Genomic DNA, 23,768 nt, shown 5'->3' with positions numbered 1-23,768 from the left:
CAGCTCAGACGCCGTTGTTGTACGCCGGAACCAGCAGGAAGAACAGCACGAAGATGATCAGAAACACCACGGCCCACTGCGTGTAGGCGCCAAAGCATCCGCCGTACATGATGGCCGCTCCCTCCCCGAGGATCACCACCATGCTACGGAGAAACAGGCCGCCGAAAGGACGCGGTCTTTGTCCCGGCCAGCGCGAAACGGTCGACACATCCTCAGGCGGTGCGCGGCGTGCCGAGGTTCGCCCGCCACACGGCGCCCCAAAGCACGGCGACGAGCACTTCCACGATGGCCCCAAGGAGACATCCTGCCCACGTCATGCACGAGATGAACGTGAACAAGACGCCCAGGCCAATCGCCATGCCAATTCCCCAACGGTAGAAACTGGCCCTCCGCATATACCCGTCGGGACGCCCCGTCACGCCCCAGTGCGACGTCACGCGATCCGGCACGCGCATGCGGTAATGACGCCACATGGCCACATGCACGACGACCATGGCCGCACACACGACAAGAGTGACGACGCCCGCAAGGGGATGGACCGGGAAGACACTCACTGGCGGCACCGGGGGAATCGCACCCATGGCGACGTGACGCGCGAGCGCGCCGAGGCCGGGTGTCGCGAGCACGACGAGCGTGTGGCCGTCCGATACGGCGAGCCGAGGCACACCCGCGAGTTCATACACGTGTGCAAACTCCCCATTGTTGAGACGAAACAGGCCGCTCGCGTACGCGCCTGCGCTCGTCCCGAGCACCCGATCCGCCAGCGCGTACAGCCCGTTTTGCGTCACCCAGGCTGCGTGGGCGCGGGCGAGATCGATCTCGGCCATACCAGCGTCCGTGCGCACCTGCAGCACGCTGCCCACGATCCGCCACCCGCTCTGAAGTCCTGTGACGAAGATGTAGAGCGCCATGAGAAGCGGTAGACAGGATAGGGTCCAAAAGGCGGTCAACAGTCCTTTGGCTCCGTGCGCTTCCAACGCGCGGCGCCTGAGAAGCCCCACCGCGATCAGCAAAATCGCGATGCCGACGCAAATCCAAATGCTCGGATCCTGCAGCACCATGCCCACCGTGGGCCGGTAGCCAACCCCAACTGGCCCGTCCTCACCCCCTCGCCCATGCGCCCTGGCCAACGCCTGCCCGGAGCGCCTTGCGCTCGTCCCCTGCCGCCCAAAAGCCACAGCCCCGAAACGTCCCGTCGTCGGGCGTTTCGGGGCGTTCTGCACCCGTGGTGGGCCCACCAGGACTTGAACCTGGGACCAACCGGTTATGAGCCGGCCGCTCTGACCGACTGAGCTATGGGCCCTCGCACTTCTGTTCACAGTATATCACATCGCGACCATGTTGTCACTGCGAAGAAGCGCACCGCGGGGCAAAGGCGGAAGCGTCGCGATCGCACCACACAGATCAGGCAAACGCGAGGGACCCCAACTCCAGTCCATCAAACAACACGACGCGAGCCGGCGCCGCATCGATGCCCGTCAGCTTGAGCGGCAGGGCCACCATGACATACTCGCCGGCCGGCACGTCCTTCAGGCGCAACCCCTCGAGCACCACGATGCCCTGGGACAGCAGGGTGACGTGCGTCGCGTGATCCGGCTGGGATCGCTCGACGCCGAGGCCGTCCGTTCCCACGCCGCGCACGCCGATCTCGGCGAGGTACCTGGCGCCGTCTTCCTTCAGATAGATGAACTCGAAGTTGAACGTCTCCTCGAACGAGTTCCGCGTCTTGAAGAGGAGAAACTCGCCCGCCTTGGGGGCGTGCGGCTCGAGGTCGGCGCGCGTGATCCCGTCCTGCACGCCGGTGAGATCGATCACGCGGCACGGGCCGATGAGCTTGTCCAGGCCGACGGCCTCAATGGTCTTGCCGCCCGGCACCATGTGCAGCTCGGCGTCGATGTGCGTGCCGGTGTGCGCGTCCAGGTGCAACCGGGTCTCGTGTGCAGACCCGGTTTGAAAGTCGGACGTGGTCTCGAATTTCGGCCGCTTGTCGTCTTTGTTTTTGTACACCTGCATGCCCTCGTGGATCAGCATGCTCACGTCGTACACCTTCGCCATTTACCGCTTCACCTCCACGAGGTGGCCGACGGCCCGCTCCAGATCCTGCATCGGCGACTCGTTCCCGTAGAGCGGCCACCACAGGCCCGGGTTGGGCTGGACGAGATCGTCCGAAGCCTTCGGGCCCCACGTGCCGGCCTTGTACGTATCGAGCGGCACGCGGTCCTCGGCGAACGCATGAGCGATGGGATCGACGAACTTCCACGCGAGCGCCACCTCGTCCCAGCGCGTGAAGAAGGTCGAATCGCCGTGCATGGCGTCGTGCAGCAGGCGCTCGTACGCCTCGGGAGACTTGTCCGCCGGTTGGCTGAACTCGAGCGCAACCGGCACGACGACGTTCTCCGTGCCCGGCCGCTTCACGTTGAGCTGCAGGTACATGCCTTCGACCGGGTTGATGCGGATGACGAGCAGATTCGGGCCGAGCTTGCCATCCTGGTTGAAGTACAGGTGCTCCGGCATGTTGCGGAACTGGATGACAATCTCCGTCGACTTCTTCGGCATCCGCTTGCCGGTGCGGATGTAAAACGGCACGCCGGCCCAGCGGAAGTTGTCGATGAAGAGCTTGGCCGCGACGAAGGTCTCCGTCTTCGAGTCCGGCGCTACCCCTGGTTCCTCGCGATAGCCCGGCACGGGCTTGCCGTCGATCTCGCCCGCGGCGTACTGCCCGCGCACGACGTACTGCCCGACCTCGTCCTCGCGGAAGGCGCGAAGCGACCTCAGCACCTTCACCTTCTCGTCGCGGATGGCCTCCGTGTGCAGCCGGCTCGGCGGCTCCATGGCGACCATCATGACCATCTGCAGCATGTGGTTCTGCACCATATCGCGCAGCGCTCCGGCCGACTCGTAGTACGAGGCGCGGTCCTCGACGCCGACCGTCTCGCTCGACGTGATCTGCACGCAGGCGATGGAGCGGTTGTCCCACAGGGGGCCGAACATCGAGTTGGCGAACCGAATCACCTCGATGTTCTGCACCATCTCCTTGCCGAGGTAGTGATCGATGCGGAAGATCTCGTCCTCCGAAAACGCGGTCGACAGCTCCTGGTTGAGTTCTGCCGCGGACTGGTAGTCGTGTCCGAACGGCTTCTCGATGATGAGCCGGCGCCAGCCCTTCGTGTCGGCAAGCCCCGCCTTCTTGAGGTTGAGCGCCGTCTCGCCGAAAAAGCGCGGCGCCATTGAAAGGTAAAACAGCCGGTTCCCGCCGTGATCCTTCTCGTTCTCGATCTCGGCCACGAACTCGGCGAGCTTCCTGAAGTCATCCTCGTTGTCCACGTTGCCCGAGATGTAGTGGATGCGCGGCGCGAGGCGCGACCAAACCTCGTCCTCTACGCCCTCCTTGACGAACGAATCGAGCGCCTTGCGCACCTCGTCGCGGAACGAATCGTCCGTGTAGCTGCGGCGCGCGGTCCCGACGATGCTCATCCCGTCCGGCAAGAGCCCCTTTTTCTCCAACTGATACAGCGCCGGGAACAGCTTGCGGTGGGCGAGATCGCCCGTTGCGCCAAACAGCACGAAGACGTGCGGCGGCACCTGCCTGCGGGTGTTGACCTGGCTCTCCACTCCCATAGCACTCCATCTCCTCTTTGTATATCAGTCCGGTTCCATTCTACACAAAGTCGTCACAGACATACAGAGGCCGAGCGGGATGCCCACTCGGCCCTAGTCTTCGATCTTTTGCCCGATGTTATGTCGCGTCCCGCACGGCCTCGTTCGCACGCTGCTGCTCGCGCGCGAGTTCCCACCGGAGGTACGCGTGAATGAACGGGTCGATCTCGCCGTCCATCACCGCCTGCGTGTTGGACGTCTCGTAGTTCGTCCGGTGATCCTTCACCAGCGAGTACGGGTGAAACACATACGAGCGGATCTGGCTGCCCCAGGCGATTTCCTTCTGCTCGCCGCGCAGCTGCGCGAGCTCCTGCTCCCGCTCCTCCCGGCGCCGCGCCGCCAGGCGCGATTTCAGGATCTCCATGGCGCGCGCGCGGTTCTGGATCTGGGACCGCTCGCTCTGGCACGTGACCACAATGCCGGTCGGGATGTGCGTGATGCGAACCGCCGAGTCGGTGGTGTTCACGTGCTGGCCGCCCGCGCCCGTCGAGCGATACGTGTCGATGCGCAGCTCCTCGGGCCGGATCTCGATGGAATCGTCGTCCTCCGCAATCTCAGGGATGACGTCCACCGACGCAAACGACGTGTGCCGCCGCCCCGACGCGTCGAAGGGGGAGATGCGGACCAAGCGGTGGACGCCCTTCTCCGCCTTCAGGTACCCGTACGCGTTGTGGCCCTTGACGAGCAGCGTGACGCTCTTGATCCCCGCCTCCTCGCCCGGCAGGTAGTCGAGCACCTCGACCTTGTACCCATGATCTTCGGCCCAGCGCGTGTACATGCGCAGGAGCATGGAGGCCCAGTCCTGCGACTCCGTGCCGCCCGCGCCGGGGTGAAGCTCGAGGATGGCGTTGTTCTTGTCGTACTCGCCGGACAGCATCAGCTGCAGCTCGAACTCGTCCATCTCGGACTTCAACTGGTCCGCGAGGCGGTTGGCCTCGGCGAACAGGTCGGGATCGTCCTCCTCCTGCGCAAGCTGGAGCGCCACCTCGGCGTCCTGGTGAAGCGATTCGAGCCGCTTCATCGTGTCGACGACCGACTTGATGCCGTTCATCTCCGCGATGATCTTCTGGGCGCGGTCGGGATCGTCCCAGAAGTCAGGCGCAGCCATCAGCGCCTCGAGCGTGGCGATGCGGTGCTCCTTGCCCGCGACGTCAAAGAGACCTCCCGAAGTCCGCCAACCGGGTGGCCATGCTCTTCAACTCTTGGCGAAGCTCGCCGTACGTCTCTGCCATGAGATGCATCACTCCTTGCTATGTTTCGCTGGCTATTGTATCAAACGGAGGGCCGCCGCGTGCGCGGGCTGGACGGCGCCACCTCAGCCCCTTGCGGCCTCAAGCGTGCCTCGGCTTCGCCGTGAACGGGCCAAGGCCTGCGGCGCAGCGAAAGCCCATGCGGCGGGATGCGGCACCCGCGCCGCGCCGTCACCCTCCCTGCACCGGCACGGCGCCGTGCCCCACCGGCTGCTGCGGGACCGCCTGCACGTTCGCTTTGAACACGTAGAGGATGACCTCTTCCTCGATGGAATGGATCATCGCCTCAAACATCTCGAAGCCTTCCTTTTGGTAGATGACGAGCGGATCGGCCTGCCCGTACGAGCGCAGGTGGACGCTCTGGCGGAACTGGTCCATTGCGTCGATGTGGTCCATCCACTTCGAGTCCACCGCGCGCAAGAGCACGAGCCGCTCGAGCTGATGCATGATCTCGCCGAGCTCCTCGCGCCGCTTGTGGTAATTCTCTTTCCCGAGCTCGAGCAACCGCGCCTTGATCTCGTCCCGGTCCAGCTTGCGCAGCTCCTCGACCGTCACCTGGCCCGGGTGCAGGAAGTGGTGCTCCGCGTACTGAATGAGCGCCTGCAGATCCCAGTCCTCCGGCACCTGCTCTTCGGAGCAGTACACCTCGAGCATGTGATCGATGAGGTCCTCGAGCATGCCCTCCACGATACTCTGCAGATCTTCGCGCTCGAGGATTTGCCGGCGCTGGCGATAGATGACCTCGCGCTGCTTGTTGAGCACGTCGTCGTAGCGGAGCACGTGTTTGCGGAGGTCATAGTTGTTGCCCTCGACCTTCTTCTGCGCCCGCTCGATGGCGTTGGTCAGCATCTTCTGCTCGATGGGCTGATCCTCGTCGAGGCCGAGGCGGTCCATCAGACGCTTGATGTTGTCCGATCCGAAGAGCCGCAGCAAGTCGTCCTCGAGCGAGAGGAAGAACTGGGACGAACCCGGATCTCCCTGGCGCCCCGCGCGGCCGCGCAGCTGGTTGTCGATCCGCCGGCTCTCGTGCCGCTCGGTGCCGATGATGTGCAGTCCGCCGAGCTCCGCCACGCCCTCGCCGAGGATGATGTCCGTGCCGCGGCCCGCCATGTTGGTGGCGATGGTCACCATGCCGCGCTGGCCGGCGAGCGCGACGATCTCGGCCTCGCGCTCGTGGTGCTTGGCGTTCAGCACCTGGTGCGGGATGCCGCGCTCGTGCAGCATGCGCGAGAGGATCTCCGATTTTTCGATGGACGTGGTGCCCACAAGCACCGGCTGCCCCTTGGCGTGCCGCCGCGCCACCTCTTCCACCACCGCGCGGAACTTGGCCCGCTCCGTCTTGTACACGACGTCGTCGAGATCGACGCGGATCATCGGGCGGTTGGTCGGAATGACCACCACGTCCATGCCGTAGATCTCGATGAACTCCTTCTCCTCCGTCTTGGCGGTGCCCGTCATGCCGGCCAGCTTCTCGTACATGCGGAAGTAGTTCTGGAGGGTGATGGTCGCGAGCGTCTTCGACTCGTTCTGGACCTTGACCCCTTCCTTGGCCTCGATGGCCTGATGCAATCCCTCGCTGTAGCGCCGGCCGTGGAGGATGCGCCCGGTGAATTCGTCGACGATGTGCACCTCGTCGCCAATCACGACGTAATCCTTGTCGCGCTTCATGAGGCCGTGCGCCTTCAGCGCCTGCGTGATGTGGTGCATCAGCGTGACGTTGTCGGGATCGAACAGATTCTCCACGCGGAAGAACTGCTCGGCCTTCTTCACGCCGGACTCGGTCAGGTTGGCGGTGCGCATCTTTTCGTCGATCTCGTAATCTTCCCCGGGCTTCAGGCGGCGCACGAACATGTCCGCGCGGAAATACAAATCGGCCGACTTTTCAGCCGGTCCCGAGATGATGAGTGGCGTCCGCGCTTCGTCGATGAGGATGGAGTCCACCTCGTCCACGATGGCGTAGTGGAGCTTGCGCTGCACCATGTCCTCGAGCGACATCACCATGTTGTCGCGCAGGTAATCAAAGCCAAACTCGTTGTTGGTGCCGTACGTGATATCGGCGCGGTACGCTTCGCGCTTTTGCGCGGGCGTCATATCGGGACCGTTGTAGCCGACCGTGAGGCCCAAGAACCGATGCACTTTGCCCGTGTATTCGGCGTCGCGCTTCGCCAGATAGTCGTTCACAGTGACGACGTGCACGCCTTCGCCCGTGAGCGCATTCAGATATGCCGGCAACGTGGCCACGAGCGTCTTGCCTTCGCCCGTCTTCATCTCCGCGACGCGGCCTTCGTGCAACACAATGCCGCCCATGAGCTGCACGTCGAAGTGGCGCTGGCCCAACACGCGCTTGGCCGCCTCGCGCACGACGGCAAACGCCTCGTACAGCAGATTGTCCAACTTTTCGCCGTTCGCCAGGCGCTCGCGGAACTTCGCCGTCATCGAGCGCAGCTCGTCGTCCGACATCTTTTCGAATTCAGGCTCTAATGCATTGATCCGATCCACCATGCGGCGCAATCGGGCGATTTCACGTTCGTTCGCGTTGAAGACCTGTTTGAGGAGTCCCACCGAACGGTTACACCCCCATATGCGGTGAACTTCTAACAATTCATTGTACCGCACGAAAGGGGCCGGGACAATATCGAGTTGGGAATGAACTTCAAAAGAGGCGTCACGAGGAAAGGGGCCGGCGAACGCCGCGCCCCGGACGCTCAGATCTGGGGTTCGATGAGCCCATAGTCGCCGCTGCGACGTCGGTACACGACGTTGACCTCTTCCGTCTCAGCGTTCATGAAGACAAAAAAGTCGTGCCCAAGCAATTCCATCTGCAGGACGGCTTCCTCGACGTCCATTGGTTTGATGGGAAACCGCTTGACGCGCACGACTCGAATTTCATCATCCGCTTCGGTCACCGCGGCGCGATCCTCCAGCTTCGGTTGCGACCGCGATCCGCGCGCTCGAAACCGCCGATTCAATTTCTCTTTATACCGATGGATTTGTTCTTCCAGTTTGTCGGTGGCCAAGTCGATGGAAGCGTACATGTCAGGCGATTTTTCTTCCGCTCGGAAAATCACGCCGTTGACGAACACGGTCATCTCCACGCGGTGATCCAAGCCCTCAACAGCCATGGTGACGTATATTTGCTTGTCCGCGTCTCGTTCAAAGTAACGAGTGAGGCGCGCGATCTTTTTGTCTACGTAATCTTGCAGTGCGGCTGTGACGGCGATGTTGTCGCCATGAACCTGTGCCTTCATCGACAACCCCTCCTTCGTGGGTGCATCCATTATAACGCGATTGCCCCCACGAAGAAGTTGAAATTTTGTAGCCATTGATTGTCGATAAACGAAGTAGTCCCTGTGAAGCAGGTGGCACTAACGCCTGTCTTGCGCGTCGTTCGACTTACTGACGTGACTAGCGTAGGAAGGGCGGAAACGCCTTGGGTTGGTACAGAGCGCGCACCGCGTAGAGCGCTTGCTCAAGACGGTCGATCACTGCGTCCGTCCGATAACGCTCCACAGAATGAACGCACACCACCTGTGCTGGCAACTGGAGATCACCGCACGCGAGCCGGTCCAGAAGCGCCGCCAATTCATCTGACCGTCCGGGGTCGAACAGCCAACCGTTGTATCCATCCTGGACGATTTCCACAGGACCTGAACAGCGCGTCGCGACGACAGGGATACCCCGTGCCAGCGCCTCCACGAGCACCATGCCGAAACCCTCGACATCCGAAGTTAAGAGCAGGAGTGAAGCTTCGGTGACGCACGACCACGGATCATCCATCCATCCCAGCCATTGCAACCGGCTAACCAGGCCAAGCTCGTGAATCAGCCTTTCAATCGCCTGCCGGTCCGGTCCGTCTCCGATAATCGTTAAACGAAAATTCATCTCCGTTTGGGCGAGAGCTTCCAACATCACATCGAGCCGCTTGTGGGGGTTGTCGATTCTGCCGATAAACAAGAGCTCCCACCGATCCTTCGGGCGCGCGACCTGTCGTACCCCTTCCCGAGTCACCGGATTCCCAATGGAAAACACAGGTGCACCGTCGGACACGTACCGGCGAAGGGACGCCTCGACGCCCTTTGAGATCGCGAGGTGCCCATCCGCATACGCGAGGAGCTCTCCTCCGCCGTATGCCTCCGCGGGTCCATGAAGCCACGAGATGATAGGCGGTCTCCGCTCGCCAAACACGGCAACGGCCAGGTGTGCAAGGAGCGACAAATAAGGCGTATGGGTCGCGAGCAAGACGTCGGGCGGGCCGAGCTCGAGTATCTTCCTGCGATAGCCCAGTGCTTGGCGAAAGATGGGAACCTCACCTGGAAAAGTTCGTTCCTGACCAGCTGCGATGGGATCGTAAAAGTGCATCTCGGGCAAGGTGGACACCCACTCCGGGTGCTGTGGAGGTTCAAATTGAAACATCCTGACGCGATGGCCCCTCTGCTGCAGCGCCTGGCTGACAGTCGTGAGCACGGACTCCAAACCACCGCGGCCGAGCGCGCGACCGAGCACAATATCGATGACCAACGCACTCACCTCCCGACCTTTAGGCACGCTGAAAGCGAAGCCAGCATCCGCCCCACGACGCGATCGACGGAAAATTTCTGTACGCTCTGGACGGCGATCTCGGCCATGCGTTCACGCTCGGCGTCGGACCGCGAGAGTAACAGCGACAACTTTCGGCACAAGTCGAGGGAGTCGCCACTTCGAAACAAATAACCGTTTGCGCCGTCCTCGACGAGATCGCGCGGGCCGGTGGGACAATCCGCCGCAACAACGGGAACACCGCGAGCCAGTGCCTCCGCGAGCACCATGCCGAAACCTTCGATATCCGACGTGAGCAGGAGTGCGGATGCCTCGCTCACTCTCTCCCACGGAGACGGCACGTAGCCATGCCATGTGATCCGTCCGTCGATGCCGAGGCTTTCCGCCCAGTCCTTGACCAATCCACGATCGGGTCCGTCCCCGTAGACGTCGAGGTGCCAGTCCTCGTCGAGTTGGCTTAGGCCGTGGAGCAGCACATCCAAGCGCTTCTGACCATTTTCGAGTCGTCCCATGTAGAGAAAGCGTGGCTTCCCCGTGGGCGCGGGAACCCTTGACACGTCGATTCGCACCGGATTTCCAATCCAGTGAACATGCGCCGCCCCACCGACGAGCTCCGCGATAGATGACGCAATCCCCGACGAAATACACCAGTGAAGATCCGCGTATTGGACCAGATGGGGCTCGGCGAAGAGGTGTAGCGGAGCGTGGAGCCAGGACACCACGGGGACGCCGCGCAAATGGCCAAAGGCCATCCTGGCGTAGAGCGCGGTTTGCGGCACGTGCGTCGCGACCACCACATCCGGCTGCGGCAGAAGGCTTGCCGTGTGGCACAGGCCAAGGATACGGGTGGCGACGTGGTCCAGCGCAGACCTCGGCGGAGGTGCGGACATCGCGTAGTACACCGTGCAAAGTGGAACCTCCCAGGCCGGATTGTCACTGGGATGGGGCATTAACAGCACGACCTCGTGGCCCTTGTCGCGAAGGTACGTGCTCACCGTGGTGAGGACGGACTCCACGCCGCCCTGTCCCCCGAGGTGTTCTAAAACAAAGAACCATCGCATACGTATTCCTCCGCTCAAATCGTCACACAGGCGCCCCCGCGCGCCATGCACATGCTACACTCAATGAAGGCCAGTAGTTCGACGAAGTGCAGCCGAAAAAACGGCGCACAAGTCGGACGGCCATCTCACTCCAGCTGACGGGGAGCGTTGAACGAAGTTGATGGACCAAGCCTTCCAAGTCATTGATGACGTCATGAAGACGTATGTTTCGCGGGAAGATGTCCCCAACCGATGGCTTATTCACCAAGCGCTCGCCACGGCAGCCATACGCCGAGCCGTCCTCCGCGCGCTGCCCGTCCGCGCGGGGATGCGTGTCCTTGACATCGGATGTGGATTCGGTGCCCTCACCTTCGACATCGCGGCGCTTTATGACGTGCAACTGGTAGGCATCGACCGTTCTTCCGCGGCGCTCACCGTGGCAAAGCGCATGGAACAAGACCTCCAGAACGCGGGCGCAATAATCTCGGGATGCACCATCGAGTGGCAAACGGGCGACGCAGAGGCGCTACCGCTGCCGGACAGCCATGCCGATGTCGCCGTTTCGCGCTTCTTATTCCAGCACCTCACGAATCCGTCTTCAGCTGTTCGGGAGATCGCCCGCGTTTTAAAGCCGGGTGGCTTCGCGTGCCTGATAGACGCCGACGACGCACTGAGCCTCGAATATCCCGTCGATCCCGTTGCCGCCGAGGTCAGGGACGCCCTGAGCAGACTACAGCAAACCAACGGAGGCGACAGACACATGGGGAGGAAACTCGCCAGTCTGCTCGCAGACGTTGGCTTCTCTGTGGTCCAGACGTTTGTGGTGCCTCAAGCGCACTATGCAGAAACACCTAGTCGCCTTGCTCGTCTAACGCTCCTCGAACAACTGCAGGAACGCCGCGGTGCGCTCATCGAGACCGGCATCATCAGCCAAGCGTCGTATGACGCGCTCGCGAGACGCTTAGAGCAAGAACCCGGAGAGCCACAATTTTCTATGCACGCGGAGATCGCCGTGATCGCGAAGAAGCCGGCCTGAACAGCGTTCAGGCCTGCACCTTGGCCCACGTGTCGGCCCAGGACTGCCAGAACTGCCGCATCTCTTGGTATTCCTCTGCCACCCGCGCAGGCTGGAGAAACCAGCCAACGAGCATTTTATAGAAATAGCCGTAAGATGCATTGGCAGCCTTCCCCGCCTCGGTGGACACGTCGAGATTGCTGCGCAGGAACGTGATGATGTCCTGCACATATTGGATGTACGTGCGCGCTCCCATGATGTCCCCCTGCTTCACAAGCTCCATCACCTGATCCACGCACTCGACAGCGCGCTCGTGCAGTTTCACAATCTTCACTTTGAGCGGCATGGTCGCCACGGACATTTGATAGGCCCGGTGTGGGTGCATGGTCGTTCCCTCCTCGAGCAGTTCATCCAAGGAACGCGCTTGGCGCTCCGTCACATGCAGGCGCTCCTCGATGTGCCGCAGAATGTCTGATGACGGAAACCAGGCCCTGGCCTGTCGAACGACCGTGCTCGCGTGATCAACGTTTCGATGTGCGAGGGCAAGGTCGATCTCCATCACTGCGCGGCGAACCGTGGGTTCGTACGCCAAGCCGCGCTCAAGCCATTCGAGGCTCGTGGCGATGTCGCGGCGGTGAAATGCGGCTGTGGCGAGAAAGTCACACTCCCAGCCCCGCTCCCCTCTCCATGCGACGTGATGGAGCATGTCGCGGAGCGGCGAGGCGAGCACACGCGATAGCACCTCGTCGCGATCCGCCGCCTGGGGGAGAGACTGCAAAAGCAACCGATGAGCGCGGACAAGCAGAAGCTCATCAAGGAGCGGCCCGATGTGCAATGGGGTCCCGCCGGATAGCCACGGTTCAAGTTGTGCGAGTCGTTCAGGCTGATCTTGCAAAAGGGACCGCGCCAGATCTCCTTCCCTCCGGTTGATCGCCAACAGGGCCTCAAACCAGCGCTGCTCTAGCTTTGCAGCGGGCTCGTCTGGGAAGTAAGATGGTTCCAACTTCCCCAATGCCACACCAGATGCCCCGAGCTTGGTGAGAATCGGAGACGTCACGGGCGTGTGATCGATTTCGTTCAGCGCGGACCAGACCCAGTCCTGACGCCACATCGCGCCAGCGATGGCGAGGTACGCAAGGCAGACCGGGTCATGCTCGGCGGCGCGCCAGAGTTGGGACCACACGGGCGGCTCCCCGAGCGGCAAGAGCGATGCCAGAAAGAAGAACACACCCTCCTGGCGGGGATTCGCGCGCAGGCTCTGCACAAAGTAGTCGCGCGCGCGTTCCACATCGCCTTCGAGCAGCCAAAGTTCCCCAAGCTTCGCGGCCGCGACGAACGAACCCGCGCCTGCGATGGTATCTACAATCTCGGACCGCACGGGGCCAATCTCGAGGCATCGCTCAAATAAACGGATGGCCTTGTGCCACCTGCCTTGCTTCATCTCATACACGCCATGGATAAAAGGCAGGTCAGGGATGGACGGAAAGAGTTGTTCGCCTTCCGACGCGAGACGCTCGAGGCGGTTCGAATCGCCGATATCGCCGTAGGCCGCAGCGAGCATGCGGTAGAGCCGCAGGACGAGGTGCGGTTCCGTCACGACGTGCGACGCCGCGATGGCATAAGCCCGTTCTCCCACCTCGATGACGCGCTCAGGCTGATTGATCCTGGCGTATTCAGCCATGAGGTTGGTGAGATGAAACAGGTTTTCGGGATCCTGATCCAGCACCTGCTTGAGTATGGAAAGATTTCGATCCGGCTTTCCCTTCATGGCAACAAATTCTGCGAGATAGCCGAGATGGTGCAACTCCACATCGAGCACCTGGACGCGGCCGCCCCGCGCCGCAATTTGCGGCAATATCTGTTCGTGAATCGTCCCCTGATAGGTAAAGCCTCGCCGGAACACGCGCACAACTCGCACGCCCGGAGCGCGCACGAAGCGAGCGACGGAACCGACATAATTGACGAGATCGACCGTATAAGCGTCCGCTTCGCCGGCTTCGATGGCGCGCCGCAGCCGCTTGCCATCCTCTTGGGGAAGAAATTCGTCGGCGTCAATGACGAGCACATAGTCGCCCTGCGCGTGCTGGAGCGACCGGTTCCTGGCCTCTCCGAAGTCTCCCGTCCAGGGCGCTTGGTAAACACGTGCACCAAACGCGGCCGCGATGCGCGGCGTATCATCCGTGGAACCGGTGTCCACGACGATAATCTCGTCCGCCACTCCCTCAAGCGACTTCAGACATCGCTCGATGACATGCGCTTCATTTTTGACGATGAGACATGCGGAAAGCAACACGCGAATCCGCCTTTCCATTCGATGATGTCGCTGCGCGCGCCTGACTGGCCTCGTAGGCGCGGATGACCGGCCAAGCCGCCAAAACCCGGTCGCGCTCCTCGGTCAAGGACCTGTGTTTTTCCTCCGCCGCGATGCGAATCGCTTCCGTCTGGGCCATGAGCCGAAACATCCACGCCTCGGAGACGCCTCGATGCCCGTCCAAGCAAACGGCGAGCACCTCGGCCCGGTGCTGCATGATAGCCACGGCCTCATGCAACCAGTTCGACGCAAGAAGCGACAAGACCTCGTGGCCCAAGTGCCAGGCCTTTTCGATTTCGCGGCAACCCGCCTGCAGAGCGTCGTGGAGAGGCATGCGCTCACCTCGCTTAGCCATTGGACGAGGACGTCTTGAACATCGCGGACAATTGCTGCATCTGCGCCTGTGCCTGCTGCATGACCGCATTGAGCCGGTTCAATTGATCGGTGTACTGCTGCACCCGATATTGAATCTGCTGATCGACCAGGTTGAGATAATTCTGAAGCGACGTCTTTTCGTCACCAAGCGCGTTGATTTCCGCCTGAATGGGCGACTGCCCTGTGCCGTTCGGATTCCCCACGAGCATCGTGCTCAAGAAGTTATAAAGGTTCCCGAGCACGCCGGACGTTGGAACAGCCTGCGACGCTGTGGTGTTGACGACGCCGAACAGCTGCTCCACGTTCGAGAGGCTCGAGGTCAGTGCGTTCTGGAAGATGCTTTGCCCATCCGGCAGCGTTCCCGACGCAGAGCTGAACCCCGAAGCGGACTGGAATTCGAGGTGACCGGTCGATGGGTCGAGGACGATGCCAATGGACGCGAGCGAATTGTACGGCGATGTGGCGTTACTGACGACGCTCGAGACGGCCGCCGGAATTTCCTGCAAGAGCTCCTGTGCGAGCGGGTCCCCGAAGAGGGGGCCAGCCTGCCCAGAGCTCGTACCGGCCCCCGGCGTATAGGCGGTGTCCTGCCTGATGGTGTCAATGAGCGTGTTGTATGCGCTCATCCACGTCTGAACCGCCTTCAGCGCCCCGCTCGTATCCTGTGACACGGTGACAGTCGCCGTGCCTGTTGAATTCACCTGGAGCGTCAGGCCGGGAATATAATTGGCAAACGTGTTGGTGGGAGACGAGAGCGTCTGACCGCCGACGGAGATTTGGGCATCTTGAGCCTGGGTATCGGTCTGGAACGTTAGCGCGTCTCCGGAGGAGCCGACATTCGTCTCCGTGACGGTAAACCCGTACGCGGCTCCCGTCTGCACCGATGAAAGGGCCAGGAAGTACGACTGCCCTGTTGAGAGAACGGCAGCGGCCACGCCCGTCTGACTCGTGTATTGGTTGATGGCATTGGCAATGCTTTGTAACGATTCATTCTGGACAATGTTGATTGAAACCGATTGCCCTTGATTCAGTGTCTTCGGCGTGATTACAAGGGTTCCACTCGCCAACGTGGAAGCCCCGGTGGCACTTGTTTGAAGCGCAGAATTTTGAAACGTCGTCTGCGCGGAAGCTAACTGAGTGACACTTATTTGATAGGTGCCAATGCTCGCACCCGCGGAGGCCGTTACGGAAAGCACGCTCGAGTCGCTGCTCGACGCCTGCACCGTGCTCCAGCTCTGGAGGCTGGCGAGCGTTTCGGTCGCTTGTTGAAACGCCTGAAGCGCCGACTGAAGGGACGTCAGCGCGGACTGTTGGGACGAGAGCGAGGAGATTTGATTTTGAATGGGCTTTTCGAGTTCCTGTTGAAGAATCGTTTGCAGATCCTGAACGTACTGGCTAACAGGCAGCCCGGTGCCAGATGGGTTGGAGACCGTATTCAGTTGCTGCAGCAGGCTGGCGGCCGTCTGCAAATTGGTCGACATGCTTGTGGAGTTCACCGACACAGTGGGCTCCTCCTTTGAGAAAGCCCCAGCCAAGCCGGCCGGGGCTCAAAAATCGGGCGGGTTATTGCAACAGCTTCAGGATGGCATCAGGCTGCTGGTCTGCTTGCGCCAGCATCGCCAAGCCGACTTGTTGCAGAACCTGCTGCTGGCTGAATTCAGTATAGGCCTTCGCCATGTCTGTGTTAGTGATGGTCGACTCGGCATTCTGCAGGTTGTCGGCAGTGTTCTGCAGGTTCGAGACGGTGTAGTTCAGCTGATCTTCCACGGCGCCCACCTGGGCCTGGTACGCCGACAGGCTCGTGATGGCCGCCTGGACAACGGAAATTGCCTGCTGCGCGAGCGTCTGCGATGTGATGTGCAGATATCCTCCGGACAGAACAGCCGAACTGAAGAGCGCCCCGATGCTGACCGCGGCGATGGTCACGGTGAGCTGGGAGTTGGTCGTGCTGTCGGTGTTGATCTGGAATACGACACCACTGCTTGCAAACGAACCATCGAGCAGCGTCATGGTGTTGAACTTCGTCTGGCTCGCGATGTTGTTGATCTGGTTCTGCAGGGCGATGAATTCCTGATCCAGGTTGCTCAGGTCAGTCGAATTCTCCGTGCCGTTGGCCGCCTCGACGGCGAGCGTGTTCATGGTCTGCAGAATCGAGGTGACTTGGTTCATGGCGCCGGATGCGGTCTGCAACATGCTGATGCCGTTTTGCGCGTTTTGAATGGCCTGGTTGAGCGCGTTCACCTGAGCGGTCATCTGCTGTGCAATCGCGTATCCCGCCGGATCGTCAGCGGCACTGTTGATTCGGTTGCCAGTCGACAGTTGCTGATACGATGTGTTGATTTCGTTGTTGACGTACTGCAGGTTCGAAAGAATGCTTGCGGCGGACGCATTGTTGTTTACACTGAAATTGAGGGACATCTCACGTTCCTCCTCCGTTTTTCAAATGTCGTGTCTTGGGCGCCTCGCGGCGCCTCTTTTTTGCGTGCACTGATGCCGCACGTCCCTTGAGCGGGGCACCCAGCAGCTCAACTCGGCAGATAGCTCACCAATGTGGGGAGCAGAATCTGAGCGCCCATCTGCAGCGCAGCCTCGTAGATCACCTGATCTGTGGAGAACTGCGTCATGACCTGGGCCATATCCGCCCCTTCAATCCCCCCTTTCAAGTTGCTGAGATTGGTCTGATATTGGGTCAACTGGTTTTGCGCAGCGGTCATGCGCTGAATGCGCGCCCCGAGCGCCGCGTTCAGGTTAATAACCTGATTCAAGTTGGCCTGGAGGTTCGTCAGGTCCTGCTTCAGACCGGCCGTGTTCCCGCTTTGCAGGTCGGTTTGAATGTCGTTCAGCGTATCCTGCAAGTTTGGGCCACCGCCAGGCGACGTGAGGAAGATGTCGTAAGCAGTGACGGTTACGCGAATGGAAACCTGATTCCCGATGATCTCGTTCACGTTTGGCGGACTCGCGTTGGCGTCGTCAAACGGATTGTAAGGCGTCGAATGCGGCCCGGCGCCCGGCGGAATCACCTGCGGGGTCCCGTTGGGGGACGTTTTGAGGTACGTGGTAGGTGCCACGTTGTCCGCTTGACCTCCGAACAAGTAGCGGCTGCCGACGGTCTGGTCGGCAATCTGGTACACACCCTGAATGAGCTGCGCGATGGTGTCCGCATAGCCCTGGAGTCCCGCGCTGCTCTGATTGGATGTGTTCATCGCAGCCACCAAGTTGGATTGAATCTGCTGAAGTTGGGTCACCATCCCTTGCATCGCGGACTGCGTCGCGTTCATCCAGGAAAGGCCGGAAGAAATCGTCGACAGATTCGCAGAGATCTGCGACATCTCGCTTGCCAAATCCATGTCCTTGGACACCGCGACGGGATCGTCCTGCGGGAGGTTGAGGACCTTGCCGGTGGACAGCTGCTCCTGCACGTTCTGCATCGCAGTGTTGATGTTCTCAAGGTTGTACAGGAACTGCTGCTGCTCCATCGCCGTTGTAATCCGCACCTTCGTCACCTCCGCCGCTTACGGTTGAACCATGTTCAACAAGGCGTTCAACATCGTCTGAAACGTCGCGATATATTTGGCCGCAGCCGCGTACGCATTTTGAAACGCAATCATGTAGGATGCCTGCTCGTCAATGGAGACCCCCGAAATCGACTGCCGCAATTGGGAGCTCTGTTGAAGAAGCGCGTCTGCCGTCTTTTCTCCCGCCGCCACACCGGAAGCCGTCATGCCGACTTGAGACACCGCGCTTGCGAGCAGTTGATCGAACGTCCCCGTCGCGGATTGCGAATTGCCGCTGCCGTCGATCCATGTAATGGACTGCGCCTGCGTCTGCAGGTTGACGACATTCACGGCGTACGTATTGTCTCCCGCGACATACGTGGAAGATCCGGGAGGACCGCCCGGCCCGAGCGCGAGCGTTGCGCTGGTCATCTTGACATCGACGCCAAACGGGTTCGCGTCAAAGAACGTCTGTCCGCCCAGCGCGGAGTTAATTTGCGTCGCAAGTTGGGACGTGAAAGCATTCAAATTGTTCAAGAGACCTGTGAGTTCCGTAAAACCCTGGGCGTTTCCCGCAATTTGTCCACCGGAGACAACGGACGAAAGCAAGTACGTCTGTGTATTGGAGCCGGAACCCACACTCAGAACGAGGACGCCGTTGCTGCCTTCCGTCACCGACGCCTGAGTCAACGCGTTAAGCGGTATCACCGTGCCCGAAGAACCGCCTGGCCCGATGGAGACGGATATGGTTCCATCCTGGTTTTGCGATAGCGTTAAGTTTGCCAACTGCGACATTTCGTCGATGATAGCAGCCTGCTGGTCGAGTAGCTCGTTTGGGTTTTCCACAGCGGACGATGACGCCCCACCCGCCCCCACGTTGCTCTGCGATATCGCTGCAATTTGTGCCTGCACCGCGGAAAGTTCTTGCGCATATTGTTCCAGCTGCTGAAATTGATCATTAATTTGGCTCAGAACATTCGATTGCAAAGTTTGGAGTTGCGACGTCACCGTGTTTGCGGTCTGCGCCAATACCTGCCCCTGGGTGATCACCGCCTGGCGCGCCGCCGTATTCGACGGATCCGTGGAGAGCGTCTGCCACGCGCTGAAGAACTGGTCGAGCGCGCTTTGAATCCCATTCGAGCTTGGTTCGCTTAGAATGCCTTGGACCTGCGTGAGGATGGAACTGTACGTTGAATACATCTGATAGGTACTCTGGTTCTGCCAGTCCTGGCGGTCATAGAACCAGCTGTCCTGACGAGTGACGGACTGCACCGACACACCTTGACCGTATTGGCCTCCAATCATCGGGCCGTCGCCAGGCACCGGCGGATACGGATGACCTTCGACCAAATTCACGCTTTCCTGCGCGTAGCCCGGCGTGTTGGCGTTATCGATGTTGTTGCCAACCACACTTTCCGCCTCTTGCATCGCCTGAAGTCCCGACAACCCTATGTACAGAGGGGAGAATGTCGGCGTCCCCATCACACGTCACCTCATCCATCAAGCCCAACTCAAAAAGCCGTTACGTTGATAAATTCGTCCTAGAAACGCCTGCGAAAGACCCAGGCCCTGTTGAATCAGTTGCTGTTGCAACATGGCCCGCTCTGCAATTAGCCTTAACCGCTCCCCGTGTGCCTCAAGCGAGACACCATCCAATTTTTGCAAGAATTCACACTGCGCCGACATGAGCGGCAACAACTCTGCGGTCTCGCCGCGGATCAGGCCGTCCAGCACCTGGTCCACAAGGCTTTCCAAGCGCGCCAACAGACTGTCCACGTCAGTCACGCTCATTGAACACGCCTCGCTCCACCATGACTTGTGCGATGCGTTCAAGATTCACCTCGTAGGTTCCATCGCGCACAGCTTGCTGCAGTTGCTGAAGCCGATCCGATGTCACCTGATCCACCGTCGAGCGGAAGGTCCCGTCGTTCGCTGGATTGGGTGAAACGGGAAATGAACTCGGCGGTATGGCCATCCGAAGCCCCCCTTGTCCCCTCACTTGTTACAACGTCCGGTTTTGTCGAATCGTTCGTCGCAGGAGAAAAAATTTTTTTGCAAACGCGATGAAGGGGCGGTGCGAGAGATTTTTCTCACACCGCCCCGCGCAGCATCAACAACCATTCAAGCCCAGATTTCCTTGTCAGCGGAAAGCCCCAGCTTTGCACGCAGCTCCTTCAGAATGGCCCGATATCGGTGGTACACCTGTGACTTGGTGAGTCCGAGCACCGTCGCAACATCCTGAAAGCTGAGTGACTGTTCAAAGACGAGCGACAACAAGATCTGGTCTTGTCGCGGCAGTTCGGCCATTTTCGACACAATCTCGCGCACGAGCTCGTCCTGCTCCCACTGCTCAATGGGATTGCCTGCTGGCACGCGCTCCAGCTCGTCCGCGCTTTTCGCCTTCTGGTAGGCCTCAATGGCCTGCGCCATGGGCACGGAACGAGGCATTTTCATCAGAGATGAATTTCTCAGCAGCGTGAGCATGGCATACTTGATGATTTGCTTAGCATACTTCTCGTCCAGCGCTTGTTCACGACCGCGCTGCCAGAGTGCGCTCATCGCGACCGATACCAAGTCTTGCTCATCGACCATCGCACTTCGGCGGTACCGAACAAGGCGCTGAGCAAGCCTGTAGATGTAGGGTATGTACTGCTCGAATGCCGGCGAGCTCCCCAAGAGCACTCAACTCCTCGACGGCTCATCAAGATTTGCTGTAGTATCCCTTGCCACGCCCTTGGTCGTTCTCCTGACCGCGCGCGTTCCGATCCAGCTCCCGCGCCATCTCCTTCGCACAATTGGCGCAGAGCCTGCCCGACTGCGTCGGCGTGCCACACCGCTCGCACGGGTACACCATGTTCGGGTTGTTGCGCAGCAAAAGCCGCCCGTCGCGGATGAACTGGACGATCTCGTCGTACGTCACGTCCGTCCCGTTCGCGACCTCGTAGATATTGGCGAGCGGGTGCTGGCGCAGATACGCCCGGATGGTTGCGAGTTTCTCGTCCTCGTCCTTGACGCACTGGGGGCAGATGTCGCGCCCCACGCGGTTGAAGAGCCTCCCGCATCGGCGGCAGTTGGCGATGGCCACGGTCATCCCTCCACCGTCATGATTCGCGGTCCCTCGACAAAATCCTGCCACGCCACTGCCGCGCGCCATGGTCGGGATTCCCGGCCGCCGCTGCGGCCGCCGCCCACGTCGCCGCCAGGCCGCGGGCATCGCCAGCCTGCGGGCGGCCGCCGCCTCACTCCACGCGCGCGATCACGGCCGCGTGCACCGCCTTCGCACCGGCTCCGTACAACACCTGCGCGCACGTCGCGAGCGTCGCGCCGGTCGTCACCACGTCGTCGACGAGCAACACGCGCCTTCCCCGAATGGCGCTCGCATCTCGGGCAGCAAACTGGCCCGCGAGCTCGCGCAGGCGGCGGGACTTGTCTTTCGCGGTCTGGGATCGGGTGCGGCCCGATGTGCCGAGGCGCACGAGCGCACGCGCACACGGCAGTCCCTCCGCGCGGGCGAACGAGGAGGCCACGAGCAGGACGTGATCGTACCCCCGCAGGCGGAGGCGGTCTGGCGCGGTCGGCACGGGTACCACGACATCGGCAGGCGGGTGCGCACCGTGGGTGGCGGCGAGCGCCGAGGCGAAGAAGGGGGCGATCTCGACGACGCGATCGTACTTGTACGCGCGGATGAGGGTGCGGACGAAGTGATCGTAGACGAGGACGCTCGTGACAACCATTGGGCGCCCGGCGGCGCGCATGCGCACCGCCTGCACGCAGACGGGCACGAGCGCGAGATTCTGCTGGCAGAAGACGCAGAGCTGCTTCATCGCGTCCCGCTTGCCGGGGCGCCCGCCCGCCAGTTGCGCCGGAATGGGACGGCTGCAGACGGGACAGGGCTCGTCGTCCGAGGGAAAGATCCAGTTGAGCGTCTGCTGCACGAGGCGTTGTGCGAGGAACGACGGCGTGTACGCGCGGGCCACGTGGCGCGCCTCCCTCCCGATGGGGCAATCACGGCCGCGCGTCGAGCCTGGAGAGCGTGAACCAGAAGTCGCTGCCCTTGCCTTCCTCGCTCTCGACGCCGACTTCGCCGCCGAGCGCGGTGACGATGTGCTTGACAATCGCGAGCCCTAGGCCCGTCCCGCCGGAGGCCCGGCTGCGGTCCTTGTGCACGCGGTAGAACCGCTCGAACACCCGCGGCAGCGACTCCTTGGGAATCCCGATGCCATTGTCCTTCACGTGCACCTTGACGCGATCGACCAGGACATCCCAGGTGACGCAGACGCGGCTTTTTGGCGGCGAGTAGTGGATGGCGTTCGTCAGCAGGTTGAGGAACACTTGCAGCAGGAGATCCGGCTCGGCCCACACGTGCAGGCGCTGCTCGCGAGGCAACTCGATGGCAATGTCCTTCTCGTCCGCCACGGGCCGGACGCGGTCCACGGCGCGCACGAGCACCTCGTACAGATCGACGGCGACGGGATCAACATGGCTGTCGCTCGCCTCGAGCTTCGAGAGCTCCAGCAGGTCCGAGACGAGGTTCCCCATCCGCAGCGACTCCTCGTAGATGGTGCGCAGGAACTTTTCGCGCGCCTCCTGGTCCACGTCCCCGTCGAGCAGGGTCTCGGCGAAGCCGCGAATCGCGGCGATGGGCGTCTTCAGCTCATGCGAGACGTTGGCGACGAAATCGCTCCGCATCCGCTCGAGGCGGCGCCACTCGGAGACGTCGTTGACGAGCATCAGCACGTCGTGCCGACCGTCGGCCTTGTTTCGCATGCGGGGCGCCGCCGAGATGGGCACGAGGCGCACGGCGACCGTGACGCCGTCGCGGATCTGGAACTCCCCGGACCACGGCGTGCCGAAGAGCAGGGCGTGATCAATCGCCGAGCCGAGCTGGTAATTGCGAAAGACGGTCCAGTGATCCCGGTCCTTCCACTGCTCCACGGGCCGGCGGAACAGCCGCTCGGCGGCGTGGTTGACCATCTGCACCTGGCCGTCGCTCTTCAGATAGATGACGCCGGTGGTCATGTTCTGCAGGATGTGACGGAGAATGTCTCGCTCCTGCGACAGATCCGCCAGCGTCTCCTGGATGCGCTCGGCCATGCGGTTGAAATGGCGAAAGATGGCGATCTCGGCAGGACGGCTCCGGTACTCGTACATGCGCACGTCGTAGCGGCCCTGGACGATGGCGTCCATGGCGTCGAGCAAATACCGCCTGAGGCTGCGAAACCAGCTCATCTGCCAGACGGCGAACAGCGCGCCGACGAGAAGCCCGACGCCGAGCCCGATGACAAACGCCATCATGATCCCGACGTGCCTTCCGTGAACTTGTAGCCGATGCCGCGCACCGTGCGAATGTACTTGGGATTCTTGGAATCGTCCTCGATCTTTTCGCGCAGATGCGAGACATGGACGTCGACGATGCGGGTGTCCGTGGCGGCGCTGTAGCCCCAGACGCGATCGAGAAGTTGGTCTCTCGACAGCACGTGCTCGGGATTCTCCATGAAGTATTGCAAGAGCTCGAATTCCTTCGGCGTGAACTCCACGAGCTGGCCGCGCACGCGGACTTCGTGGCGCGCCACATCCAGGACGATGTTGCCCGCGCGCAGGACCTTGCCGCTCGCCGCGGGCTGGGCATCCTCTTCCCGGCTCTCGGTGCGGCGCAAGACCGCGCGGGCGCGCGCGACAAGCTCGCGCGGGCTGAACGGCTTGGTGACGTAGTCGTCCGCGCCGAGCTCGAGCCCCAGGACGAGGTCCACCTCTTCGTCGCGCGCGGTCAGCAGGATGATGGGGATCTTGACGCCCTCCTGGCGGAGGCGCCGGCACACCTCCAGCCCGTCCATCCCGGGCAGCATGAGGTCGAGCACGACGAGATCATACTTCGACGCGCCCTGCTTCAGCTTCTCGTACGCGACGCGGCCGTCCTCCACCGTCTCCACGTCGAAGCCCGAGCGACTGAAGTTGTATTCGACCAACGTGCGAATGGACGCTTCGTCGTCCACCACCAACACGGTAGGCACACGTTTTCCCTCCGCTCACTGGTACTGGCCTTATTGTAGCAGGAAGCGACAGCCTGCAGCCACGATCAGGATGGAGAAG

22 protein-coding genes and 1 tRNA gene are annotated in these 23,768 nt (G+C 61.5%); 1 reads left to right on the top strand and 22 read right to left on the bottom strand.

Annotation, left to right across the window (positions count from 1 at the left end):
• Positions 1–212: 212 nt before the first annotated feature.
• From AS26_RS05315 to AS26_RS05275, 9 genes are all read right to left on the bottom strand, one after another.
• Positions 213–1,178, bottom strand: a complete 966-nt coding sequence (locus AS26_RS05315; protein ID WP_245629630.1) for an SdpI family protein — start codon at positions 1,176–1,178, stop codon at positions 213–215.
• Positions 1,179–1,226: 48 nt separating this feature from the next.
• Positions 1,227–1,303 (bottom strand) — tRNA-Ile (locus AS26_RS05310).
• 101 nt (positions 1,304–1,404) lie between these two features.
• On the bottom strand, positions 1,405–2,055 hold the full coding sequence (locus AS26_RS05305) for a cyclase family protein (protein ID WP_062306887.1): 651 nt from the start codon (positions 2,053–2,055) through the stop codon (positions 1,405–1,407).
• Positions 2,056–3,618 carry a glucose-6-phosphate dehydrogenase gene (gene zwf, locus AS26_RS05300; RefSeq protein ID WP_062306885.1) on the bottom strand — a complete coding sequence of 521 codons (1,563 nt, stop codon included), beginning with the start codon at positions 3,616–3,618 and terminating at the stop codon, positions 2,056–2,058.
• Between the two features lie 118 nt (positions 3,619–3,736).
• Positions 3,737–4,889, bottom strand: a protein-coding gene (gene prfB, locus AS26_RS05295; protein ID WP_157068452.1) for a peptide chain release factor 2 whose coding sequence is annotated in 2 segments (ribosomal slippage) — positions 3,737–4,810 and positions 4,812–4,889 — 1,152 coding nt in all. Because the reading frame shifts where the segments join, the coding sequence is not laid out codon by codon here.
• Between the two features lie 189 nt (positions 4,890–5,078).
• Positions 5,079–7,469: a preprotein translocase subunit SecA gene (secA, locus tag AS26_RS05290; protein WP_062306879.1), complete on the bottom strand. Its 2,391-nt coding sequence runs from the start codon at positions 7,467–7,469 to the stop codon at positions 5,079–5,081.
• A 143-nt stretch (positions 7,470–7,612) separates the two neighbouring features.
• The gene (gene hpf / locus AS26_RS05285) at positions 7,613–8,155 is read right to left on the bottom strand and encodes a ribosome hibernation-promoting factor, HPF/YfiA family (RefSeq protein ID WP_062306877.1); all 543 of its coding nucleotides are present in this window, start codon (positions 8,153–8,155) and stop codon (positions 7,613–7,615) included.
• A gap of 157 nt (positions 8,156–8,312) precedes the next feature.
• Positions 8,313–9,425, bottom strand: a complete 1,113-nt coding sequence (locus AS26_RS05280; protein WP_062306874.1) for a glycosyltransferase — start codon at positions 9,423–9,425, stop codon at positions 8,313–8,315.
• A gap of 5 nt (positions 9,426–9,430) precedes the next feature.
• Entirely contained in the window at positions 9,431–10,504 is a 1,074-nt protein-coding gene (locus AS26_RS05275) for a glycosyltransferase (protein ID WP_062306872.1), read from the bottom strand.
• A 160-nt stretch (positions 10,505–10,664) separates the two neighbouring features.
• Here AS26_RS05275 and AS26_RS05270 point away from each other — a divergent pair, with 160 nt between their 5' ends.
• A complete protein-coding gene (locus AS26_RS05270) occupies positions 10,665–11,519 on the top strand; it encodes a methyltransferase domain-containing protein (protein ID WP_062306931.1) in 855 nt (284 codons plus the stop codon).
• 7 nt (positions 11,520–11,526) lie between these two features.
• Here the strand turns inward: AS26_RS05270 and AS26_RS05265 are convergent, their stop codons facing one another.
• The 13 genes from AS26_RS05265 to AS26_RS05205 all read right to left on the bottom strand — a co-directional run bounded on the left by AS26_RS05265 (position 11,527) and on the right by AS26_RS05205 (position 23,689).
• Positions 11,527–13,791, bottom strand: a complete 2,265-nt coding sequence (locus AS26_RS05265) for a glycosyltransferase (protein WP_062306869.1) — start codon at positions 13,789–13,791, stop codon at positions 11,527–11,529.
• Positions 13,757–14,143 (bottom strand): hypothetical protein, encoded by a 387-nt coding sequence (locus AS26_RS05260; RefSeq protein ID WP_062306867.1) that lies wholly within the window; start codon positions 14,141–14,143, stop codon positions 13,757–13,759. Before AS26_RS05260 ends, AS26_RS05265 begins: the two co-directional genes overlap by 35 nt.
• A 13-nt stretch (positions 14,144–14,156) precedes the next feature.
• Complete coding sequence (gene fliD, locus AS26_RS05255) at positions 14,157–15,686, bottom strand: flagellar filament capping protein FliD (RefSeq protein ID WP_062306864.1); 1,530 nt, start codon at positions 15,684–15,686, stop codon at positions 14,157–14,159.
• A 61-nt stretch (positions 15,687–15,747) separates the two neighbouring features.
• Entirely contained in the window at positions 15,748–16,602 is an 855-nt protein-coding gene (locus AS26_RS05250) for a flagellin N-terminal helical domain-containing protein (RefSeq protein WP_062306861.1), read from the bottom strand.
• A gap of 107 nt (positions 16,603–16,709) precedes the next feature.
• Positions 16,710–17,678 (bottom strand): flagellin N-terminal helical domain-containing protein, encoded by a 969-nt coding sequence (locus AS26_RS05245; RefSeq protein ID WP_062306859.1) that lies wholly within the window; start codon positions 17,676–17,678, stop codon positions 16,710–16,712.
• 18 nt (positions 17,679–17,696) lie between these two features.
• The gene (gene flgK / locus AS26_RS05240) at positions 17,697–19,160 is read right to left on the bottom strand and encodes a flagellar hook-associated protein FlgK (RefSeq protein ID WP_062306857.1); all 1,464 of its coding nucleotides are present in this window, start codon (positions 19,158–19,160) and stop codon (positions 17,697–17,699) included.
• An 18-nt stretch (positions 19,161–19,178) separates the two neighbouring features.
• Positions 19,179–19,469 carry a hypothetical protein gene (locus AS26_RS05235; RefSeq protein ID WP_062306855.1) on the bottom strand — a complete coding sequence of 97 codons (291 nt, stop codon included), beginning with the start codon at positions 19,467–19,469 and terminating at the stop codon, positions 19,179–19,181.
• Positions 19,456–19,653: a flagellar biosynthesis anti-sigma factor FlgM gene (locus AS26_RS05230; protein WP_062306853.1), complete on the bottom strand. Its 198-nt coding sequence runs from the start codon at positions 19,651–19,653 to the stop codon at positions 19,456–19,458. The genes AS26_RS05235 and AS26_RS05230 overlap by 14 nt, the downstream gene beginning before the upstream one ends.
• 146 nt (positions 19,654–19,799) lie before the next feature.
• Positions 19,800–20,360, bottom strand: a complete 561-nt coding sequence (locus AS26_RS05225; RefSeq protein ID WP_245629629.1) for a sigma-70 family RNA polymerase sigma factor — start codon at positions 20,358–20,360, stop codon at positions 19,800–19,802.
• Positions 20,361–20,379: 19 nt separating this feature from the next.
• Entirely contained in the window at positions 20,380–20,769 is a 390-nt protein-coding gene (locus AS26_RS05220) for a TIGR03826 family flagellar region protein (protein WP_062306851.1), read from the bottom strand.
• Between the two features lie 148 nt (positions 20,770–20,917).
• A complete protein-coding gene (locus AS26_RS05215; protein WP_062306848.1) occupies positions 20,918–21,655 on the bottom strand; it encodes a ComF family protein in 738 nt (245 codons plus the stop codon).
• A 28-nt stretch (positions 21,656–21,683) separates the two neighbouring features.
• Positions 21,684–22,973: a HAMP domain-containing sensor histidine kinase gene (locus AS26_RS05210; RefSeq protein WP_062306846.1), complete on the bottom strand. Its 1,290-nt coding sequence runs from the start codon at positions 22,971–22,973 to the stop codon at positions 21,684–21,686.
• Entirely contained in the window at positions 22,970–23,689 is a 720-nt protein-coding gene (locus AS26_RS05205; protein ID WP_062306843.1) for a response regulator transcription factor, read from the bottom strand. Before AS26_RS05205 ends, AS26_RS05210 begins: the two co-directional genes overlap by 4 nt.
• Positions 23,690–23,768: the final 79 nt, after the last annotated feature.

It is taken from the genome of Alicyclobacillus sendaiensis NBRC 100866, from assembly GCF_001552675.1.
Lineage (GTDB): Bacteria > Bacillota > Bacilli > Alicyclobacillales > Alicyclobacillaceae > Alicyclobacillus > Alicyclobacillus sendaiensis.
This window is presented reverse-complemented; position numbering and strand designations above follow the sequence as displayed.